Below are 21611 nucleotides of genomic sequence, written 5' to 3' on the forward strand. Positions count from 1 at the left end.
AACCAGCCAGGCGCCGGCATTACCGCCGGGGCGGCAACCCTTCAAATTGCAGCAGTTGTTCCGGGATGACGTGAAAATCCTGCCGGTCCATCGTGTAGATCGCCATTTTCGGCCCGCCGAACTTTGCCGGCTCGTCCAGCGTGCCGATCTTCAGCACCACGGCCGGCAGACCCGGACGGCGGGTGATCAGATGGGTACCGCAATCGGGGCAGAATTCCCGCGTCACCGGCTGCTCCAGATCGCTGCGGGTGAATAACTTCGGCTCGCCGCTGGTATAGCTGAAGCCCTGGGCCGGCATGAGCATGAACAGGTTCGGCGCGCCGCCACTGATATACTGGCATTCGCGGCAATGGCATTGCGCCTTCATGATCGGATCGCCCTCGGCGCGATAGCGCAGCTTGCCGCAATAGCATCCACCTTCCAGCGTCATCACACCCTCCCTCATTGATCTTGGTGGCATTATCCGTCGCGGCAGCAGGCCGCGGTCAAGCATTGCGGCGGGCAAAAAAATACCCGGCCGAAACGAGTTCGGCCGGGCTCATGCCAGGGCAGGACTGCTCAGTCAGGCATGAAGGTCGCGGTCCAACTTGTCGCGGAGGAACAACGAACCAACGACAAGCGACATGACCGCGATAGCGATTGGATACCAAAGCCCCATGAAAACATTGCCGGACGCCATCACCATGGCCGGCGCCAGCAGCAGCAGCAGACCGCCGAAACCACCAAAACCAAGCTGCAGCGGCAACGACAGCGAGGAGACGCGCAGCCGTGCCGGAAAGGTTTCGGCCAGGAAAGCGGCCAGCGGCGCCAACACCATCGCACCCAGCAAGGCCAGCAGCGTCAGCCACAGCAAACTGAGCGGATAATTCACCTGAGCCGGATCGGCTGTGACGGGATAGCCGCTATCGCGCATCACGGCCAGCAGCCGCGGCGGATCGAAACTGTGCAATTCACGCGCACCGACGCGCAGCGTGAAGGCATGGCCGGGCAAGGCCGGTTGGCTATGGAAGCTCAAGCCCGCGCGCAGCAGGAAATCACGGGCCTGGTCGCAAGCGTTCCGCTCCGGCCCGGCCAGCATCGGAAATGCGGTGCCGCAATCGGCAGCGATGGCAATCGGTATGCGCCGCTGGAAATCCGCCAGAGCCGGATGCGCGGCATGGCTCAGCGCATTGAACAGCGGGAAGTAGCCCACCGCCGCCAGCAGGCAGCCAGCCATGATGATGCGCAGCCGGCCAATGCGATCCGAGAGCCAGCCGAACAGCACATAGCCCGGAGCCGCCAGCAACAGGGCCGCACCGACCAGGCCGTAGGCAATGCCGGTATCGAGCTTCAGTGTTTCGGTGAGGAAATTCAGCGCGTAGATGTGGCCGGCATACCACACCACGGCCGGGCCGGCGGTGGCACCAAGCAGCACCAGCAGCACCAGGCGGCTATTGGGATAGCGGAACAGGCTTTCGCGCAAAGGTGCATCGGCATTGCGGCCCTCGGCCTGCAGCCGCTGGAACACGCTGGATTCGTTCATGCGCAGGCGCGTGATGGCGAACAGTCCCAGCAGCAGCACACCGCCAAGAAACGGCAGCCGCCAGCCGAGTTCGGCGAATTCTACCGGGGTGAATGCCGCCCGGCTTATGGTCAGCACCAGCAGGGCGAGCAGCAGGCCGAGCGAACCTGCCGCCTGCAGCCAGCCGGTGGCCTGGCCGCGCTGGGCCTGCGGCGCCTGCTCCGCGACATAGGCAATGGCGGCCCCCTGGCCGCCGCCCAGGCTGATACCCTGCAGCGCACGCAACAACAGCAACAGCATCGGTGCCGCCCAACCGATGCTGGCGAAACCCGGCAGCAGGCCAAGCAGCAACGTGGCGAGGCCCGAAATCAGCAGGGAAAGCAGGAAGGCAGCGCGACGGCCATGACGATCCGCCAGCGGGCCAAACAGTAATGCTCCCAGCGGCCGGGTCAGCAGGCCGGAAAGATAAGTGGCAAAAAGCGCAAGCAGGGCAGCGGTTTCACTGCCCAGGGGGAAGAACTGCCCGGCCAGCACCGGCGCCAGCAACAGGTAGATATAGAAATCATACCATTCGAACAGGCTGCCTAATGCCGCAGCGGCAACGGGGCGCCAGCCGGCAGCAACACCTGTGCCTGCCGTTGTCATCCCCAATCCTGCCACCGCCTCGCTCATGGTTCAGGTCCGGTCCTTTTACGCTGCCGGGTACGCTGCCAGCATTCCTGACGCCTCTGATTCCAGACTCCCATGCGGGGTCATAAACTCTCCATGGCTAAAGCCCCCGCACCGCATAAACAAAAAGTAATGCCTGCAGTTGCACGGCATCGCATGCCGCCTGCCTGCTCATGGTTGCGGGGGGCGCGCGTTTACGGGAGACTGGCCTGCCGATACCAAGAGTTGCGGTGCCGCTGCATGGCCATGCCTGTCTTTTTCCATGTCTCAGATACCGGAGAGCCGGATATGCGGCCCCGCTGGATGGGGCACCGCGTGGCGCCGGTGCTCGGCAGTGCTGCACTCACTGCGGTCTGCGGACTGATCGCGCATGTGCTGGAACTGCTGCTGCCGATCGACCACCTGAGCGTGGTGTTTCTGCCCGCCGTGCTGGCCAGCGCCATTGCCTGGGGCCTGGGGCCCTCACTGTTCGCCGCTGTGCTGGCGGTCGCGGTATCGAGCTTCTTCTTCTACAAGCCGTTCTACAATCTGCATATCGGCGAACCGCAGGAGCTGGTCGACTTGGTGGTGTTCACCGCCGTGGCGGTGGTGGCAAGCCACCTTGCTGCCTTCGCACGCCGCCACGCGCTGGAAGCCCGACGCCGTGAGGCCGATCTCGCCGACCTGCAGCGTTTCAGCCGCCGCTTGGCCGATACCGCCGATCCGGCCGGCGTCGGCCGGGTGATTGTCGAGCATCTTGGCGGTGCCGCGAAACCGGCGCATCTGTTCGAACCGCAGCGCGGCAGCCTGGAGCCGATTGCCTCCAGCGCCGCTGCGCAACAGCAGCCGTTGCCGTTCGAGGAAGCACGCAAGGCCTGGAATGACGCCCTGGCTTCCGGTGCAGCGCGGGTGCAGGCGGATGTCGGCCCGTGGCGCTTTCACTTCCTGCGCGCCGGTGGCCGCGCCATCGGCCTGCTGGCGCGACGGCGCGACGATCTCGGTGCCATCGGCGAAACCGATTACGGCGCCGCGCTGCTGGATCAGGCGGCCACCGCGCTGGAACGTGCGCAACTTGCCCTGGCGATGGAAAATGCCCGCGTCGCCAAGCATGCCGAGCGGCTGCGCGAAGCCGTGATCGGCGCCATCAGCCATGATCTGCAAACACCGCTGGCGGCCATTATCGGCGCTGCCTCGACGCTGGAAAGCTTCGGCAGCCTAGTGGACGAGCCGCAGCGCGTCGAACTGCTCGGCACCATCCGCGAGGAAAGCGAACGCTTGGGGCGAAACTTCTCCAAACTGTTCGACATGAGCCAGATCGGTGCCGGCGAACTGGTGCCGAAGCTGGAGCGGCTGGAACTGGCCGATATCGTCGACGCCGTGCTGCGCCACACCGCCCGCGTGCTGCGCGCGCATCACGTCGAGGTATCGCTGCCCGTAGACCTGCCGATGCTGCATCTCGATGCCCTGATGCTGGAACACGCGCTGGAAAACCTGCTGGAGAATGCGTCGAAATACGCCCCCGCCGGTACCAGCGTAAGCCTCACCGCACGCCAGCAGACCGAAATGGGCCGCGAGCGCGTGGTGATCGAAATCGCCGATCAAGGCATCGGCATTGGTGCCGACGAGATCGAGCGCATCTTCGAACCTTTCTATCGCGCCGGCCGTAGCGGCGATGGCCTGGAGCCGCGCCCTGCCGGAAAGGGCCTTGGCTTGATGATCAGCCGCGCCTTCGTCGAAGCCAATGGCGGCACGCTCACGGCCAGCAGCCCGGGTCCGGGCCAAGGCTCCATTTTCCGTATTTCCCTACCAGTACCGCCGGCTGAACCGGCGTTGGAGGCATGATGACCCAGAAGAATACGATCCAGAAAATCCTGGTGATCGACGACGAAGCGCCGATCCGCCGTTTCCTGCGCACCGGCCTGTCGGTGCACGGTTACGATGTCGCCGAAGCCGAATCCGGCCAGGAAGGCTTGCGACTCGCCGCCGCCTCGCCACCCGACCTGGTGGTACTGGATTTGCAACTTGGCGACATGGACGGCCTGGATGTGCTGAACCGCCTGCGCGAATGGAGCGCGGTGCCGGTCTTCATCCTCTCGGTACGCAACCGCGAGGTGGAGAAAGTACGGGCCTTCGAACTCGGCGCCGACGATTACGTGGTGAAGCCATTCGGCATGGCGGAATTCGTCGCTCGCGTGAAGGCACTGATGCGCCGGCGCAAGGCCGATGCGGTGACCGGCGAGCCGGTATTCAATGTCGGCGAACTGGCCATCGACATGGCACACCGCGTGGTATCGATGCGCGGCGAGCCGGTGCGGCTCTCGCCCAAGGAATACAAGCTGCTGAGCCAGCTTGCGCTACATGCCGGCAAGGTGCTGACCCATGACCAGCTCTTGCGCCATGTCTGGGGCGCTGCCCATGCCGAAGATGTGCATTACCTGCGCATCTTCATGCGCAAGCTGCGCCAGAAGATCGAACCCGATCCGACCCGCCCGCGCTACATCGCCACCGAACTCGGCGTTGGCTACCGGCTGCTGACTGCCGATCAGGCTCAGCTTGCGCGCTGACGCGCGCGGGCTCAGCTTGCGCACTGAAACCTAATCCAGATTCGGGCGGCCGCGGTTGGCTTTCACGTTGCCGCGCTTCGCCTTTGAATCCATGCGCCGCTGCTGCGAGCCCTTGGTCGGCTTGGTGGCGCGGCGTGGCTTCGGCTTGTGCGTCGCCTGACGGATCAGGTCAACGAGGCGGGCAATCGCGTCCTCGCGGTTACGCTCCTGACTGCGGTGTGCCTGCGCGGTGAGGACGATGACGCCGTCATTGGTCAGCCGCTGACCCGCCAGGGTGAGCAGCTTGGCACGCACCTCCTCGGGCAATGAAGGCGAGCCCTTGGCATCGAAGCGCAACTGCACGGCCGACGATACCTTATTGACATTCTGCCCGCCCGGCCCGGAAGCACGGATGAAGCTCAACTGGATTTCGTCGTCGCGGAGCGCAATCCGCTGCGTCACCTGGATCATGGCCTTCACCCGAAGGCCAGGGCAGCGCGGCCCCAGAAGCGCGCCCGGCTGCCCATGGCTTCCTCGATACGCAGCACCTCGTTCCACTTCGCCATGCGTTCGGAGCGCGCGAAGGAGCCGACTTTAAGCTGGCCGGCATTCCAGCCAGTGCTGAGATGGGCGATGGAAACGTCCTCTGTCTCGCCCGAGCGCGCCGAGACGATACGGCCCCAGCCGGCGGCTTTCGCCACGCGCATGGTGGCGGCGGTTTCGCTCACTGTACCGGCCTGGTTCGGCTTCAGCAGTACAGCGGTGCAGTCACCGCCGGCAATCGCGGCTGCCGTGCGCGCGGCATTGCTCACCAGGTAATCATCGCCGATCACCTGGCAGCGGCCGCGTACTGCCCTGGTGAAGGCCCGCATGCCTTCCGCGTCGGTTTCCGCCACCGGGTCTTCAATCGAAACGATGGGGTAGCGTCCGAGCCAGCCGAGCAGCATGTCGATCATTTCCGGCGTCGCCAGCCGGCGGTGCTCGAGTCCAAGCACGTAATCCCGGCCATCATGAAATTCGGAGGCCGCGATATCCAGCGAAATCGCCGCGCCCTCGCCGGGCCGGTAGCCGGCCGCCTCAATGGCGCGGGTCAGCATGTCGAGCGCCTGCTCGTTCGACTCGAAGCTGGGCCAGAAGCCGCCCTCGTCCGCGACGCCGGCGAGCTTGCCGGCATCCGCCATCAGCTTGCCGGCGGCGCGGTAGATTTCAGCCGTGATCACCATGGCTTCGTCGAAACTCTGCGCGCCGAGCGGCATGACCATGAAATCCTGGATATCGACACGCCGTGCCGCATGGGCGCCGCCGCCGAAAATCTGGATCTCAGGCAGCGGCAAAGCCACATCGGCATCGCCGGCGAGATAGCGCCAAAGCGGCAGCTTCTCGGCCACGGCTGCTGCCTGCAGCACCGCCAGCGATACGGCGATCACCGCATTGCCGCCAAGCCGTGCCTTGTTCGGCGTGCCATCTGCGGCACAGAGCGCCGCATCCACAGTCGCCTGGTCACCCGCATCGAGGCCGCGCACGGCATCGGCGAGAACGCCGTTCACATGCGCCACCGCCTGGCCGACATCGAAGCCGCCGAACACCACACCGCCATCGCGCAGATCGATGGCCTCATGCCGCCCGCGCGAGGCGCCGGCCGGCGCAATGCCGCGCCCGCTGCTGCCATCGGCGAGCGTCACGTCCGCCTCCACGGTTGGCCGACCGCGCGAATCCCACACCCGCCGGCCCTGCACCGTAACGATCTGTCTCGCGCTCATGCGCCGAATTCCCCGTTCCAGGCCGCCGCCACGGCTGCCAGCCGCACCGGCGGGTCGAGAAGCAGCGGCCGCGCCACCCGGCGCACCAGCTCCCTGTCCTCGTCACGGGTGACATATTCCACCGGCGACTTGCCGTCCACCCGTGCCAGCAGCAGCCCGGGCAGCAAGGCGGCGGCGCGCGCCTCCAGCACCGCCGGCGGCTCCCAGGTCACACCGGCGAGATAACGCCGGTGGAGTGCCGCGAAACAGGCCTGAAAAGCGCCATGGGCAGCACGGTTCCAGAGGCTTTTCAGCAGCAGATGATTGAGGCAGAAGGCCAGATCGAAAGCTGGATCGCCATACCAGGCACATTCGGCATCCAGAAAAACCGGCCCCACCGGGCCGGCCAGGATATTCTTCGGGCTGACATCGCCATGCACCAGGGCGCGTTTATTGCCCTGGGTGGTGGCGATCAGCGCCTGGAAGCAGGCCGCGAGATCGCCATGCGCCCGCCCGGTGGCACCGAGATAGGGATCGAGGCGGATATCGAAAAAGATCCGGTCGGTGGGGAAATCAGCAGCTATTGCCGCGCTGTTGGCAGTGGCGGCATGGATCGCCACAAGTTTGCCGGCCACCGCGGCGGCGAAATCCGCATCGGCCAGGCCATCGCGCAGCTGCGCCTTCCAGAGCGGATGCTGCTCCGCCGGCAGGTAGGCCATGGCAAGGCAGCCGGTAGCCTCATCCTGCCCCAGCAAAGCCGGCACTGCGGCCGGCGCCGCACTGGCCGCCACCTGCATCCAGCGTGCCTCGTAGCGGTTGCGCTCCACCGGCGCCTGCCAATCGGCGGCAACGCGCAGCTTCGGCAAGGCGCGCTTTACGCAAACCGGGCCGCTCTCGAGTTCGATCCGCCAGATATCGGAAGACACGCCGCCGGTGAGCGGCTCGCCACTCAGCGGCCGGCCCAACCCCATATTGCTAAGGCCGACGACAATCTCAGCCGGAATCACCCCTGCAGCCTCGCCCACATATCCTGGTCGCGTTCGGCAGTCCAGATGCGCGGATGCGCCAAGCCACTGGCCTCGTCATAGGCCCGGGCGACATTAAACGGCATGCAATGATCGAAGATGGCGAAATTGCCGAAACGCGGCGCCATGGCGGCATTGGCGCGGTCGAAGGCATCCTTGAGCGGCAAGCCCTTGGCGGCGCTTTCTGCTACCGAGCCATAAAGCGTGGTGAGGAAATCGCGGGTCAGTTTCAGGCCGTCGCCAACCTGATCGCGATGCACCAGCGCATCGCCGCGCCCCGGCACCAAGGCCGCCGGATTGAATTCGGCAATTGCATCAAGGGTTTTCGGCCAGTCGGCGAAATGCGCGTCGCCGCAATAGCAGGCGGAATGGTACTCGACCAGATCGCCGGAAAACATCACGCCGGCATCGGGTACCCAGGCAACGATATCGCCTGCTGTATGGCCGCGCCCGAGATGCATCAGGTCAACACGGCGGCGACCGAGATAGATGCTCATCTTGCGCGGAAAGGTCATGGTCGGCCAGGTCAGGCCGGGAATGCTCTCGGCGGATCGGAACAGGCGTGGGAAGCGGCCATATTCGGAATCCCAATCCTCCTGGCCGCGCTCGACAATCAGGCCGCGCGTGGCATCCGAAGCGATCACCTGCTCGGCGCCATAGGCAGACGCACCCAGCACGCGCACAGCATGGTAATGCGACAGCACCACATACTTGATCGGCTTATCGGTAACGCCACGGATATACTCGATCACGCTGGCGGCCATTGTCGGCGTTGCCTGGGCATCGATCACCATCACGCTATCATCGCCGACGATGACGCCGGTATTGGGGTCGCCCTGGGCGGTGAAGGCGTAGAGTCCTTCGCCAAGCTGGGTGAAGGAAACGACCTTTTCCTCCAGGTCGTTGGTCGACGCGAATCCCTTGGCCATGCTGTTCCTCCCGGCGGATTTTTATTCTCTACCGGGCAGGATAACCGCAGGCAGCGGCGCGAGGAAGGCGGATCAGCGGGCGGCGCCGGTGAGCTTCAGCTTGTCGGCCAGGGCGCCAAGCGCCTTGGCGGCGGCCGGCGTGAGGTCGGCCCCCAGGCTCGGTGCCGCAGCCCGGGCCACCGCCGCCGGTCGACGGTGCAGGGCCTGATCCATGGCCTGAATCAGCAGCGGCAGGTCAATCGGCTTGGTGATGTAGCCATCCATGCCGGCGGCAAGGCAGCGTTCGCGGTCGCCCGCCAGCGCATTGGCGGTGATGGCGATGATCGGCACCGAGGCATAGGGTTCCGCCATGGCACGTATGGTGCGGCTGGCCGCCATGCCGTCCATTTCAGGCATCTGCATGTCCATCAGCACGATATCGAAACGATCCTGGCGCAGCCGTGCGCAGGCTTCCAGGCCATTGTCGGCAATCGCGACCTGATGACCAAGTTCATGCAGCATGGTTGAGAGGATCAGTTGGTTGGTCGGGTTGTCCTCCGCCACCAGGATGCGCAGGGCAGCGCCGCGCCGCGCCATCTCCACCAGCGGCTGTGTCGAAGGCTGCGCCGGCGCAGCGGCACCGGCATGGATCGGCAGGCTGAAGCGGAACACACTGCCCTGGCCCAATTCGCTCTCCACCGTGATCTCGCCTTGCATCAGCGCGGCAAGCTGGCCACAGATGGCAAGGCCCAAGCCAGTACCGCCATAGCGCCGGGTGATCGAACGGTCGCCTTGGGTGAAATGCCGGAACAGCAGCGGGCGGACTTCCGGCGCGATGCCGATGCCAGAATCGGCGACGCTGAATTGCAGCTTGCCGCTGGCGGGGTCCAGCCCGGCTTCCAGCCGCACCCAGCCGCGCTCCGTGAACTTGATGGCATTGCCCAGCAGGTTCAGCAGCACCTGGCGCAGCCGGCCAGGGTCACCCCGCAATATCGCCGGCAATTCCGGCGCCACCTTCCAGTCGAGTTGCAGGCCCTTCTCGGCGACGCGGCTCCGCAGCGATGCCGCCAGGCCTTCGACAAGGCGACGGAGATCGAAATCGACTTCCTCCAACTCGACGCGGCCGGCCTCGAGCTTGGAAAAATCCAGGATATCGTTCAGCAGATGCAGCAAATGCTCGGCCGAACCACGCGCGGTATCCAGCAGATCGCGGTCGCGCGGCGCCAGGGTAACGCGGTCGAGCAGGCCGATGGCACCCAGCACGCCATTCAGCGGCGTGCGGATTTCATGGCTCATCACGGCCAGGAATTCAGACTTGGCAGTGGCCTCGGCCTCGGCCCGGCTGCGTTCGGCCAGCAGCCGATGCGCCTCGGTCATGTCGGTCCAGACCGCTGTGAGCCCGCCATCGCGGGTCGGCGTCATCTCCAACTGCACCACCCGGCCGCCGCGCATGTTGATCAGCAGCGGCTGATACGGGCCGGGATCGGCCGGCCAGGAACGCGCGGCAAGCTGGCGCAGGATGTCGCGGTCCTCGCTCGCCTCGGTCTCAGCCGAGAGATGCCGCAGATGATCGGCAAAGCCGGAATCGGGACGGAACCGGCTGATCAGGGCGGGAAAGAAACTGCTGGCGCGGTTATTGGCAAAACGGAAGCGGCCCTCCTGGTCGTAGCAGAGCAAGGCCTGCTGCAGGGTGGACAACGCCTCGATCACCGAACTTTCGGAATGCAGCACCTCGGCGGTGACATCGGCCCAGGTCTTCACCATGCCGCCATCGTCGAAGCGGTTGACCTGGGAGCGCAACCAGCGGCCATCGAGTTTCTGGAAATCCAGCGGCCCGCTCTGGGTGCGGTGGCGCATCACGGAAGTAGCGATCATGTCCTCCAACTGCTGCGGGCTGGTGGCATGGCTGTGATTGGTGGTGAAATAGTGGCGCAGATTGTCCATGTAGGGCCAGCCGGCATGGACAATGCCGATATGCTCGGGGAAAAACCGCAGATACGCTTGATTCCAAAGCTGCAACCGCTCGGCAGCGTCGATGTAGCAGGCAGCGATGCCGTGGGTATCGAGCTGGGCAAGGACGAGGCCGATGGCCTGCGTGTCGGGCGCGGATTGCGACATACCTCAGCGTAGGCGGGAGGGGTATAGGAAAGCCAATTACTTATCGCTAAGACCCGAAATGCATGAAAATGCAACTTCCGTGGCGGGGCTTGTTCTACCTGTCACTGTCATCATCTGTTACATGAAAAGCCCCGCTACAGCCGTAGGATTGGCAGCCGGACGGCGTGATAAACTATGATGCTCAACCACCTCCCCAGTAAGCTTATGTAGAATGCCCATGTCTCGCACCGTCAAATACCTCGCTACCATAGTCCTGCTGGCCGGCGTTGCCGGTGGCGGCTGGTGGTATTGGCAGGCCCGCGCCAATACGGCAGCCCCGCCCCGCACCCAGACCGTGGCGCTCGGCCTGGTGGAAGACACCGTTTCAGCGGTGGGCACCCTGCAGCCGCTGAATTATGTCGATGTCGGCACCCAGGTTTCCGGCCAGCTCCGCCAGATCCTGGTCGATTTCGGCGCCCGGGTGGAAAAAGGCCAGTTGCTCGCCCAGATCGACCCCACCGTCTATGAGGCGCGGGTCAGTGCCGACCAGGCACAACTGCTCAATCTCAAGGCCCAGATCGCCGAGAAGAGTGTGCAGCAGAAACTGGCGCAGAAGCAGTTCGAGCGCCAGCGCCGCCTGCTTGCCGACCGCGCCACCAGCGAGGACAGCTTCGATACCGCGGAAGCCAACCTGAAAGCGATCACGGCGCAGATCGACGCCCTGAATGCCCAGGTGCAGCAGACCGAGTCGACGCTCAAGGGCGACCTCGCCAACCTGAGCTATACCAAGATCTACGCACCGATGACCGGCACGGTGATCGACGTGACCGCGCGCCAGGGCCAGACCCTGAATGCCAATCAGCAGGCGCCGATTATCCTGCGCATCGCCGACCTGGATACGATGACAGTGCAGACCCAGGTATCGGAAGCCGATGTCTCGCGCCTGAAAATCGGCATGCCTGCCTATTTCACCACGCTGGGCCAGCCCAACCGCCGCCGCACCGGTACGCTGCGCCAGATTCTGCCCACGCCCCAGGTGGTGAACAACGTGGTGCTTTATTCAGCCTTGTTCGACGTGCCGAATCCGGGCCAGGACCTGCTGCCGCAGATGAGCGCCCAGGTCTTCTTCATCGTCGCCCATGCCGAGAATGTGCCCGTGGTGCCGCTGGCCGCTTTGCGCCAGATGCCGGGCAGCCGCAACCGCTATACCGCCCGGGTGATGGAAAACGGCCAGCCAGTGGAGCGCAGCGTCGAGATCGGCGCCAACAACCGGGTGATGACGGAAATCCGCTCCGGCCTTAAAGCCGGCGATGAACTGGTGCTCGACCAGCCGCGCGGCGCCAGCGCCCCCGGGGGCAGCTTCGCCAGGACACCCCGCCTATGACCGCGCAACTCCCGCTGCAGCGCCCGGCGGCACCCGTATCTCCTGACATTCCACTGATCTCGCTGCAAGGCATCACCAAGAGCTTCAGTCGCGGCGACATCAGCGTCGAGGTGCTGCATGGCATTTCGCTGGATATCCATCCCGGCGAATTCGTCGCTATCATGGGTGCCTCGGGCTCGGGCAAGTCGACGCTGATGAACCTGATCGGCCTGCTCGACCGCCCGACCTCCGGCAGCTACCGTTTCGAGGGCCGTGAGGTTTCGGCGCTGGATGCCGATGGCCGCGCCCTGCTGCGCCGCGAAGCCTTCGGCTTCATCTTCCAGCAATACAATCTGCTGCCATCGGCCAGTGCCACCGCCAATGTGGAACTGCCGGCGATCTATGCCGGCCTGAACCGCGAAGCGCGGCATGACCGCGCCGTGGAGCTGCTCTCCGGCCTCGGCCTCGCCGAGCGGCTGGACCACAAGCCGACCCAGCTTTCCGGCGGGCAGCAGCAGCGCGTTTCCATCGCCCGCGCGCTGATGAATGGCGGCCCGGTGATCCTGGCCGATGAGCCGACCGGCGCGCTCGACTCAAAAAGCGGCGCCGAAGTGATGAAGCTGCTGCGCGATCTGAACCAGCGCGGCCATACCATCCTGCTCATCACCCATGATGCCGAAGTGGCTCGCCAGGCCAGGCGCGTGGTGGAAATCCGCGATGGCAACATCGTTTCGGATACACGGCTGGATGAAGCCGAGGTTACCGGCGCGTTGCCACGCCACAACGCCGCCAGCCGCAAGGCGCCCAGCGCCAGCCTGCTGGAAGCCAGCCGCATGGCTTTGCAGGCGCTGCATAGCAATCTGCTGCGCACGCTGCTCACCCTGCTCGGCATCATCATCGGCGTTGCTTCCGTGGTGGCGATGCTGGCGATCGGCGACGGCGCCCGCCAATCGGTGCTCGACCGTATCTCCGCCATGGGCACCAATCTGCTGCTGATCCGGCCCGGTGCGCCGAACATGCGTCAGGCCGGCGGCATCACCGCCACACTGGTGGCCGAGGATGCCGACGCCATCGCCGAACTGGCCAATGTGAATGTTGCCGTGGGCGAATATACCGGTCAGGTCACTTTGCGCTTCGGCAGCAACGACTACCTGACTCAGGCCAATGCCGCCGGCGCTGGCTTCGCCGAGGCGCGCGACTGGAAGATCGCCTCCGGTGTGTTTTTCAACGACGAGGATGTACGGAATTTTGCCCCCGTCGCGGTACTGGGCCAAACCACGGTGAAGGCATTGTTCGATGCCGGCACCGATCCGCTCGGCAAGTATGTGCTGGTCAACAATATCCCCTTCCTGGTGATCGGCGTGCTGGACGCCAAGGGCGCCTCGCCCTTTGGCACCGACCTGGACGACACCATCCTGGTGCCGCTATCCACCGGCATGCTGCGGCTGTTCGGCCAACGCTACGTGCGCACCATCACTGTGCAGGTGAAGGATGTGGCTCGCATCGACGAGACCCAGGAAGCGATCCGCCAGACGCTGATCGGCCGCCACCGTGCCGAGGATTTCCAGATCCGCAACATGGCGGCGATCCTGCAGACCGCCACCGAGACGCAGAACACTCTCACCCTGCTGCTTGGCTCTATTGCCATCATCTCGCTGATCGTTGGCGGCATCGGCGTGATGAACATCATGCTGGTGAGCGTCACCGAGCGCACCCGCGAGATCGGCGTGCGCATGGCCACCGGAGCCCGGCGGCTGGATATCCTGCTGCAATTCAATACCGAAGCGCTGGCGATCTGCACGCTCGGCGGCATCATCGGTGTGCTGCTCGGCCTTGGTGCCACGGCGGTGTTCGAGGCTTTCGGCAAGCCGGTGATCTATTCCACTGGACCGGTGCTGCTGGCCTTCGGCTGCGCCTTCCTCACCGGCCTCACATTCGGCTATCTACCGGCGCGCAAGGCCGCCGGCCTCGACCCCGTGGTCGCCCTCGCTTCGGAATGACCCAGATGACCAAGCTTTCCCGCCGCGCCCCGATGGCCGCGCTGCTTGTAGCCTCCCTTGCTCTCGCCGGCTGCGATATCGGCGACCCGTTCGTGAAACCGCAGACCGCCGCGCCTGCCGCCTGGGATGCCGGCAATGCCGGCGCCGGGCTGTGGCCCGACACCACCTGGTGGCGCGATTTCGGCAGCAGCGAACTCGATGGCCTGATGAGTGCCGCCGAAACCGGCAACCGCGACCTCGGCGCCGCCATGGCCCGTATCCGCCAGGCCGAAGCTTCTGCGAAGATTGCCGGCGCCGCCCTGCTGCCGACACTGGGAGCCGATGGCGGCGCCAGCCGCTCCTGGTCGCCGTCGTCCTCGACCTCTTCCGGCAGCACGCAGCGCGCCAGTTCGGGCCGCATCGTGCGCAATACCTTTGATACCGGGCTGACCGCCGGTTACCAGGTCGACCTGTTCGGCGGCAACCGTGCTGCCTCGGATACCGCCCTGGCGCGGCTGCAATCCAGCCGCTACGACCGCGAAACCGTGATGCTGACCCTGCATGCCGATCTCGCCGCCAGCTATTTTCAACTGCTTTCGCTGCGCGACCGTATCCGCCTGGCGGAAGACACGCTGCAGAATGCCCAGGACGTGCTGAATGTGCTGGAGCGCCAGCGCCAGCTTGGCGCTGCCTCCGACCTGGAAGTGGCACAGCAGCGCAACAGCGTGGCGACCCAGCGCGCCACCATTCCGGTGCTGCGCCAGAGCGAGCGCGAGACCCTGACCGCGCTGGCGCTGCTGCTCGGCCGCGCACCGCAGGGCTTCAGCGTCACGGCGCAATCGCTGGACGACCTGCGGCTGCCGGGCGTGAAGGCCGGCCTGCCTTCTACCCTGCTGGCCCGCCGCCCCGATATCCGCAAGGCCGAAACCGACCTGCTGGCCGCCAACCGGGATATTGCCGTGGCCGAGGCGGCAAGGCTGCCAAGCCTGGCCCTCACGGCTTCCGGCGGCCTGCAAAGCACAGCCCTGCATACCCTGCTGCAGCCGCAAAGCGCGCTCTATTCGCTGGCCGCCTCGATCACCGCGCCGCTCTTCGAGGGTGGCAGGCTGGAGGGCCAGGAAGAATTGAACCGCGCCCGCTTTGCCGAACTGGCGGAAACCTATGCCAAGGCCGCCGTCACCGCTTTCGGCGATGTGGAAGACGCATTGACCGGCACCGCCAACGCGGCGCAGCGCCAGGGCTATGCCCGCGAAGCCTATGATCAGGCGCGCGAAGCCTACCGCATCGTGGAAGCGCGCTACCGCGCCGGCACCGTGCCGTTCCTGAACCTGCTGGATGCCCAGCGCACCGTGTTCCAGGCCAACGATGCCCTGGCGCAGGCGATGCTGGCCCGCTTCACCGCCCTGGTCGATCTCTACAAATCACTCGGCGGCGGCTGGAGCGAATAGCTCACCACAGCGCCTTCAGCACCAGATAAGCACCGAGCAGCAGCAGGCCGCTGAAGAACCAGCGGCGGAAGCTGGTGGCCGAGATGCGGTTGCGCAAGGCCTGGCCGATCAGCATGCCGCCCAAGGCCGGCACCAGGGCGAGCAGCGAGGAACCGGCAATGGCAGTGGCGAACAGGCCGTTGCCAAACAGCGCCAATGCCAAAGCCACCGTGGAAACCAGGAAGGACAGGCCGAGCGCCTGCACCAGATCGTCCTTCTCCAGCTTCAAGGCCTGCAGATAGGGCACGGCGGGAATGACAAAGACCCCGGTGAGGATCGTCACCACGCCGGTGGCGAAGCCGACCAACGGGCCCATCCAGGCTTCCTGTTCGGGCTTGAGCGGCCATTGCTTCGCCGCCAGTCCAAGTCCGGCATAGAGCGCCAGCGCCACACCCAGCAAGGCCGTGGCCCAGGCATAGGCACCAAGCGGAAAGAACTGCGCGCCGGCCAGGGTGCCGAGCAATACACCGAGCATCATCGGCCAGAGCCGCGCCACCAGCGCCCGCACGCTCGGCCCGGCGAGCAACTGCCACACATTGGTGACCAGGTTAGGCACCACCAGCAAGGCCGCCGCTTCCACCGGGGCCATGATCAGGCCGAGCAGCCCGACCGAGATGGTGGGCAAGCCTAAGCCGATCACGCCTTTGACGAAACCGGCCAGCAATAGCACCAGGGCGGTGAAAATCAGCAAAGAAGGAGAATCAACGGCAAACAACGACATCGGCAACAATTCCACGCTAGAATGGGGCGACCGGCGCAATGTAGCAGAGGACGCGGCCCGATATTTCGCTCCGCGTCGAAGCATTCGAGGATACAGCATGACCGAGACCCGCCAGGAACGCGATGCCTTCGGCAGCGTCGCCGTGCCCGCCGACAAATACTGGGGCGCCCAGACCCAGCGCGCGCTGCAGCTTTTCCGCATCGGCGACGAGCAATTGCCGCCGGCCCTGGTGCATGCCATCGGGCTGCAGAAGCTGGCTGCCGCGCGCGCCAATGCCCGGCTTGGCGAATTGCCGCCCGACCTGGTGGCGCCAATCGAGCAGGCAGCGCGCGAAGTCTGGGAGGGCAAGTTCGACGCGCATTTCCCGCTGCCGGTGTGGCAGATCGGCTCCGGCACCGCCACCAACATGAATGCCAATGAGGTAATCGCCAACCGCGCCAATGAATTGCTCGGCCAGCCGCTGGCGACCAAGAAGCCGGTGCATCCGAATGACCATGTCAATCGCGGCCAGTCGTCGAACGACACCTTCCCCACCGTGATGCACATTGTCACCGTGCTGGAACTGGTCGGGCGGCTGAAGCCCGCGCTCGCCAGCCTGCAGAGCCAGCTCAGCATCAAGGCAGCGGCCTGGGCCGATATCGTGAAAATCGCCCGCACCCATCTGCAGGATGCGACGCCGATGACCTTGGGCCAGGGTTTTGGCGCCATGGCACGGCAGATCGAACTCGGCCAGGCGCGGCTGAACGATACCCTGCCGCGGCTTTATGCCTTGGCCCAGGGCGGCACGGCGGTGGGCACCGGGCTGAATGCCAAGGCCGGCTTCGACGTGGCCTTCGCCGAGGAACTGGCGACCTTAAGCGGCCAGCCCTTCCGCGCCAACCCGGACAAGTTCGAGGGCATGGGCGCGCATGACGCCCTGGTGGAAGCCAGCGGCATGCTCAACACGCTCGCGGTCTCGCTGGCCAAGATCGCCAACGACATCCGCTTCCTCGGTTCCGGCCCGCGCGCCGGCCTGGCGGAATTGCTGCTGCCGCATGATGGCCTCACGTCATCGATCATGCCGGGCAAGCGCAACCCGACGCTGGCGGAAGCGACGCTACAGGTCTGCTATCAGGTGATGGGCAACCACGTGACTGTGACCCATGCAGCGGCGGCCGGGCATTTCGAACTCAACGTCGCCAAGCCGGTGATCGTGCACAACATCCTGCGCTCCATCGCGCTGCTGGCCGACGCGGCGAAGCTGTTCGGCGACGACATGGTGGCCGGCATCGAGCCGAATACCGCCACGCTCAGCCGCAATGTCGAGCATTCCATCATGCTCGCCACCGCGCTCAACCCGCATCTCGGCTATGACCGCGTGGCGCAGATCGTCAACAAATCCTTCGCCGAGAATATCAGCCCGAAACAAGCCGCCATCGCGCTCGGCCTGCTCAGCGCCGAGGAATATGACCGCCTCGCCGACCCACGCAGCATGATCGGGCCGAGGCCGTAGACGAATTTTTCAAGGGAAATTGGCGCACCCGACAAGATTCGAACTTGTGACCTCTGCCTTCGGAGCGTGAAAAGGCCATTTCTATTGAGTACCATCCCGTTCTATTTTTCCCATTTTTCCAGCAAATATTCTCTGCGAATTTCTTCCATTCACCCTTGAATTCTCTGTCTCCCTGTAGCTAGGCTGTAGCTACGAAAGCAAGAGCAAGGGTCGTAATCGGTGCCAAAAGCCAAGATTACAAAGCGGGTCGTCGAGGCCCTTCAGCCAGGCCAAAACCTGTTCGATACAGAGATCAAGGGCTTTGGCGCTCGACGGCAAAAGGACGCCATCACCTACTTTGTGAAAGCCACCGTAAAGGGCCAGCAGCAATGGATAACCATTGGTCGACATGGAGCGCCATTTACACCAGAGTTGGCACGTGGAGAGGCACTCAAACTGCTGGGCAGCATTGTTCAAGGTGTCGATCCTGGCCGGCTAAAACGCGACGAGCGCATGGCCTCTTCAGTCGCAGACCTATGTGACCAGTATTATAAGGATGCCTTAGCCGGGAATATTCTGACCCGTGGCGGCTATGCCAAAAAGCAATCCACAATCTATGTGGATCGAGGCCGGATTGAACGTCACATTAAACCACTGCTCGGCCGAAAAAAGGTCAAGGATATTACCCGCGCCGATATTCTGCGCTTCATGAATGACATTGCCGCAGGCAAAACCCAGAAAGTTGAGAAAACCAAGCCACGCGGCAAGTCAGTTGTAAAGGGAGGGCGGGGAACGGCCACAAGGACTGTGGGCCTGCTTGGCGGTATTTTCCAGTATGCCGTGAAGCATGGAGTTCGTGCTGATAATCCTGTGCATGGTATTGAGCGCCATCGCGATAAGATTCGAGATCGACGCTTAACCCACGAGGAATTCATTGCACTTGGCCGAGGGCTGAAGCTTGCCGAGTTGCAAAGAGTAAATCCGCAAGGGATTGCTGTTATACAAGCACTTGCCCTGACTGGCTGCCGTAAAAGCGAGATTCATACTCTCCGCTGGCCTTTTCTCGATATTGATGGTGGTTCTGTACGCTTTCCAGACACTAAAAGCGGCAAGAGCACTCGACCCATCGGCAAGGCTGCTTTGGAGCTTTTTCAAGATCAACCAAGAGCGGCAAACACTGATGCGGTCTTTCCGGGTGAGCGCGGACGATTTTACGATGGCACCCCAAAAATCATGGACACGGTTCGAGCAGCCGCAGGACTTACAGATAAAGATGAGGACGGATACTACAATGTGACACTCCATACTTTGCGCCATTCATTTGCGTCACTTGCCAATGAGCTTGGCTACACTGAAGCCACTATTGCTACCATGCTGGGGCATAGACTCGGCACGATCACCAGCAGATACATTCATCATTTAGATTCAGCGCTTATTGCCGCAGCAGACAGAGTTGCAGCCCATATATCGGGATACTTGAGTTTGGGTGCATTTCTGGCCGTATCAGATACAAAGAACTGCGAGTAGCCCCCCAAGCTTTGAAGCGGGCTTGATTACCCTCACCCGCCCCAAGGCAATCATATACTTATTGTGCTTGGGTGATTTCACTCCGGCACTCTGGCCAGCCGAGGCGGGCCAAGTGCGCCCCCCCTCAGTTCGATCGGAGTTGTTATGGATACTGGCGATCCCAGCCTAATCTCATGCGGTGGAAATAAAATGCCAAACAATACCCAGCAAAGCCGCACCAGCCAGAGTCTTGGCCATTCCGAGCTTGAACCAGAACAGGGCCACGATTGAGCCAAGCATCAGCACCAGGGATGGCACATCCACTGAAGCCAGTATCGGCACATCGAGCGACAGGCCAAAGTCCGACACTTTCCGTACTTCCTTGAAGATGGTGTGTAGCGCGAACCAGATGGCGAGGTTCAGCACCACCCCAACCACCGCGGCCGTGATTGCGGAAAGAGCCGCGCCAACCATTTTGTTGCCCCGCAGCTTCTCGATGAAGGGGGCGCCGAGAAAAATCCACAGGAAGCATGGCACGAATGTGACCCAGGTGGCCAATAAGCCGCCCAGGGTGCCGGCAAGCATCGGATGCAGCATGCCGGGATCGCGATATGCCCCCATGAAGCCGACGAATTGCAGCACCATGATCAGCGGGCCGGGCGTGGTTTCCGCCATGCCGAGGCCGTCCAGCATTTCACCCGGCCGCAGCCAGCCGAAATTCTCCACTGCCTGCTGGGCGACATAGGCCAACACCGCATAGGCACCACCGAAGGTGACCACCGCCATCTGGCTGAAGAAGATGGCTATGTTGCTATAGACATTCCCCGGGCCAAACGCGAGCAACAGCGCAACAATCGGCCCGAACCAGAGCGCGACACAGATTGCGGCGACACGGAGCGACCATCCCGGTCCCGGCCGGGCATGCGCGGGAGCCTCCTCGCCAAGCAACGAGTCCGCATCCGCCACAACGCTGCCGCCCGCGGCCTTGTGCCCGCCCCCGACCAGGAAGCTGGCTATACCGGCGCGGCCCCCTCCATATCCCAGGATCGCAGCCGTGAGGACAATCCACGGGAAGCCGATCCCAAAAACAAAGATGCCGATGAAAGCGGCTGCCGCGATGAGCACCATGGTGGTATTTTTCAACGCCCGCTTGCCGATGCGGATCACGGCCTCAAGCACGACAGCCAGCACCGCCGCTTTGAGGCCAAAAAACAAGCCCTGAATGACACCAACGCCACCATACCCGGCATAAATCCAACTGAGTGCCATGATGGCGACTATGCCCGGCAATACGAACAGCATACCGGCGATCAGGCCGCCCAGGGTACGATGCATCAGCCAGCCGATATAAACAGCAAGCTGCTGCGCCTCCGGCCCCGGCAGTAGCATGCAGTAGTTCAAGGCATGCAGGAAGCGGTTCTCGCCGATCCACTTCTTTTCCTCGACGATGATCCGATGCATCACCGCAATCTGCCCTGCCGGCCCACCGAAACTGAGGGCGGCAACCCGTGCCCAGACGCGCATGGCTTCGCCCAGGGAAACCCCGTGGCTGGACACAGCCTTATGAGGAGACGGCGCCAGCTCACGAGCGGTCATGGCAATTGGCCTTTCATCCGCCAGCTAGCGACCCTGCGCACGGAAGGATTCGTACAGGCCCTCGAATATCTCGGAGCCTTTGGTGATGCGTTCCTTGTCGTCCACGATGCTGGCTGCAATGCCGCCGAGCAGGCGGGCGATGCCGGGCGTTTCATCACGGCCATATTTGCCATCCTTCAGATCAATGTCATGGACAATCTCGGCAATGGCATCCAGGGCCGCATCCCTGATGCCACAGCGGGCAATCAGCACCTCGAAGGTGCAGCGGTCGCCCTCATGGGTGAACTCGCCCTGAAACATGTCAAAGCGCAGCTCACCTTTCCGTGGCTCATAGCCCTTGGCCGGCACGAATTTGAAACCGGCAGCGGGATCGATGAACCGGCGTATAAGCCAGGCAGAGGCAATGCGATCGACCTGCACGCCGGCACGGGTGACCCAGGTCCGCTTCGTCAATTCCCCCAGCGCAGCATTTGCAACGGCCGGCATGGCTTGGCTCTCCCCGTCCTTCACGCGCGCCTCAAGAGCGGCGAGAATGCCCTCGGTCCCCTCGCGGCGGTCGGCGCCAAAGAAGTCGATAGCGATGATCTGCTGCATGCGCGTGCGGAAGCGCGTCACCTGGGCCTTCACATCGGCACCGACTGCAGTCGCGTCGTCCCTGGCCGCAGTCGCCGGCAGCTTGCGTATATCCGCCGCAAGCGCCTGATAATCCGCATCCCGGGCATCATTGAATTTCGCCCGCACTTCCTGGTCGCTTAGACCTTCGATGAGCCGGGCCTCGCAGATCATCGCCTCGCCGCCACTTTCCGCAATTTCGCGCAGCAGCCACGCGAAGTCTTCCTGGCTTTGCTCTCCGATTGGCAGGGCATAGACGGTCTTCTTGACCGCCACCGCGCCGATGTCCTGCAGGCGCCGCCAGATTTTGACGCGCAAATATGCGGGCTTTGCCGGCAATTGGTGAATGAGCAGTAGCCAGCGGTCGATTGTCGGTGCGTGAACCCTCATGACCGCCATCCTAGCCGCTTCAACG

Annotated in this window: 17 protein-coding genes; 7 read left to right on the top strand and 10 right to left on the bottom strand. The window is 63.8% G+C overall.

What is annotated here, in order from left to right; genetic code table 11:
* Positions 1 to 19: 19 nt before the first annotated feature.
* A complete protein-coding gene (locus V6B08_RS15215; RefSeq protein WP_341982382.1) occupies positions 20 to 430 on the bottom strand; it encodes a GFA family protein in 411 nt (136 codons plus the stop codon).
* A 132-nt stretch (positions 431 to 562) separates the two neighbouring features.
* A complete protein-coding gene (locus V6B08_RS15220; protein WP_341982384.1) occupies positions 563 to 2146 on the bottom strand; it encodes an MFS transporter in 1584 nt (527 codons plus the stop codon).
* Between the two features lie 312 nt (positions 2147 to 2458).
* On the opposite strand from V6B08_RS15220, the gene V6B08_RS15225 reads away from it, so the two are divergent.
* Entirely contained in the window at positions 2459 to 3991 is a 1533-nt protein-coding gene (locus V6B08_RS15225; RefSeq protein ID WP_341982386.1) for a sensor histidine kinase, read from the top strand.
* A complete protein-coding gene (locus V6B08_RS15230; protein ID WP_341982388.1) occupies positions 3991 to 4713 on the top strand; it encodes a response regulator in 723 nt (240 codons plus the stop codon). The genes V6B08_RS15225 and V6B08_RS15230 overlap by 1 nt, the downstream gene beginning before the upstream one ends.
* 30 nt (positions 4714 to 4743) lie before the next feature.
* On the opposite strand, the gene arfB is transcribed toward V6B08_RS15230, so the two are convergent.
* The 5 genes from arfB to V6B08_RS15255 all read right to left on the bottom strand — a co-directional run bounded on the left by arfB (position 4744) and on the right by V6B08_RS15255 (position 10482).
* Entirely contained in the window at positions 4744 to 5163 is a 420-nt protein-coding gene (gene arfB, locus V6B08_RS15235; RefSeq protein ID WP_341982390.1) for an alternative ribosome rescue aminoacyl-tRNA hydrolase ArfB, read from the bottom strand.
* Positions 5164 to 5168: 5 nt separating this feature from the next.
* Positions 5169 to 6452 carry a phosphopyruvate hydratase gene (gene eno / locus V6B08_RS15240; protein ID WP_341982392.1) on the bottom strand — a complete coding sequence of 428 codons (1284 nt, stop codon included), beginning with the start codon at positions 6450 to 6452 and terminating at the stop codon, positions 5169 to 5171.
* Positions 6449 to 7438, bottom strand: a complete 990-nt coding sequence (locus V6B08_RS15245; RefSeq protein WP_341982394.1) for a phosphotransferase — start codon at positions 7436 to 7438, stop codon at positions 6449 to 6451. The genes eno and V6B08_RS15245 overlap by 4 nt, the downstream gene beginning before the upstream one ends.
* On the bottom strand, positions 7435 to 8385 hold the full coding sequence (locus V6B08_RS15250; RefSeq protein WP_341982396.1) for an MBL fold metallo-hydrolase: 951 nt from the start codon (positions 8383 to 8385) through the stop codon (positions 7435 to 7437). The genes V6B08_RS15245 and V6B08_RS15250 overlap by 4 nt, the downstream gene beginning before the upstream one ends.
* A gap of 72 nt (positions 8386 to 8457) precedes the next feature.
* Positions 8458 to 10482, bottom strand: a complete 2025-nt coding sequence (locus V6B08_RS15255; protein WP_341982398.1) for a hybrid sensor histidine kinase/response regulator — start codon at positions 10480 to 10482, stop codon at positions 8458 to 8460.
* A 217-nt stretch (positions 10483 to 10699) separates the two neighbouring features.
* Between V6B08_RS15255 and V6B08_RS15260 the strand changes: the two genes are divergently transcribed.
* The 3 genes from V6B08_RS15260 to V6B08_RS15270 are packed head-to-tail and all read left to right on the top strand — an operon-like array spanning position 10700 to position 15251.
* Positions 10700 to 11845 (top strand): efflux RND transporter periplasmic adaptor subunit, encoded by a 1146-nt coding sequence (locus V6B08_RS15260; RefSeq protein WP_341982400.1) that lies wholly within the window; start codon positions 10700 to 10702, stop codon positions 11843 to 11845.
* The gene (locus V6B08_RS15265) at positions 11842 to 13824 is read left to right on the top strand and encodes a MacB family efflux pump subunit (protein ID WP_341982402.1); all 1983 of its coding nucleotides are present in this window, start codon (positions 11842 to 11844) and stop codon (positions 13822 to 13824) included. Before V6B08_RS15260 ends, V6B08_RS15265 begins: the two co-directional genes overlap by 4 nt.
* Positions 13825 to 13829: 5 nt before the next feature.
* Complete coding sequence (locus V6B08_RS15270) at positions 13830 to 15251, top strand: efflux transporter outer membrane subunit (protein ID WP_341982404.1); 1422 nt, start codon at positions 13830 to 13832, stop codon at positions 15249 to 15251.
* Between the two features lies 1 nt (position 15252).
* Here the strand turns inward: V6B08_RS15270 and V6B08_RS15275 are convergent, their stop codons facing one another.
* Complete coding sequence (locus V6B08_RS15275; RefSeq protein WP_341982406.1) at positions 15253 to 16011, bottom strand: sulfite exporter TauE/SafE family protein; 759 nt, start codon at positions 16009 to 16011, stop codon at positions 15253 to 15255.
* 97 nt (positions 16012 to 16108) lie between these two features.
* Here V6B08_RS15275 and V6B08_RS15280 point away from each other — a divergent pair, with 97 nt between their 5' ends.
* Together V6B08_RS15280 and V6B08_RS15285 are read left to right on the top strand one after the other, a co-directional pair.
* On the top strand, positions 16109 to 17503 hold the full coding sequence (locus V6B08_RS15280) for a class II fumarate hydratase (protein WP_341982408.1): 1395 nt from the start codon (positions 16109 to 16111) through the stop codon (positions 17501 to 17503).
* Between the two features lie 219 nt (positions 17504 to 17722).
* A complete protein-coding gene (locus V6B08_RS15285; RefSeq protein WP_341982410.1) occupies positions 17723 to 19009 on the top strand; it encodes a tyrosine-type recombinase/integrase in 1287 nt (428 codons plus the stop codon).
* 171 nt (positions 19010 to 19180) lie between these two features.
* On the opposite strand, the gene V6B08_RS15290 is transcribed toward V6B08_RS15285, so the two are convergent.
* Positions 19181 to 20584, bottom strand: coding sequence for a chromate transporter (locus V6B08_RS15290; RefSeq protein WP_341982412.1), 1404 nt, complete (start codon positions 20582 to 20584; stop codon positions 19181 to 19183).
* Positions 20585 to 20608: 24 nt separating this feature from the next.
* Complete coding sequence (locus V6B08_RS15295; RefSeq protein ID WP_341982414.1) at positions 20609 to 21586, bottom strand: chromate resistance protein ChrB domain-containing protein; 978 nt, start codon at positions 21584 to 21586, stop codon at positions 20609 to 20611.
* Positions 21587 to 21611: the final 25 nt, after the last annotated feature.

The sequence above is a fragment of the Ferrovibrio sp. MS7 genome (assembly GCF_038404985.1).
Classification (GTDB): Bacteria; Pseudomonadota; Alphaproteobacteria; order Ferrovibrionales; family Ferrovibrionaceae; genus Ferrovibrio; species Ferrovibrio plantarum.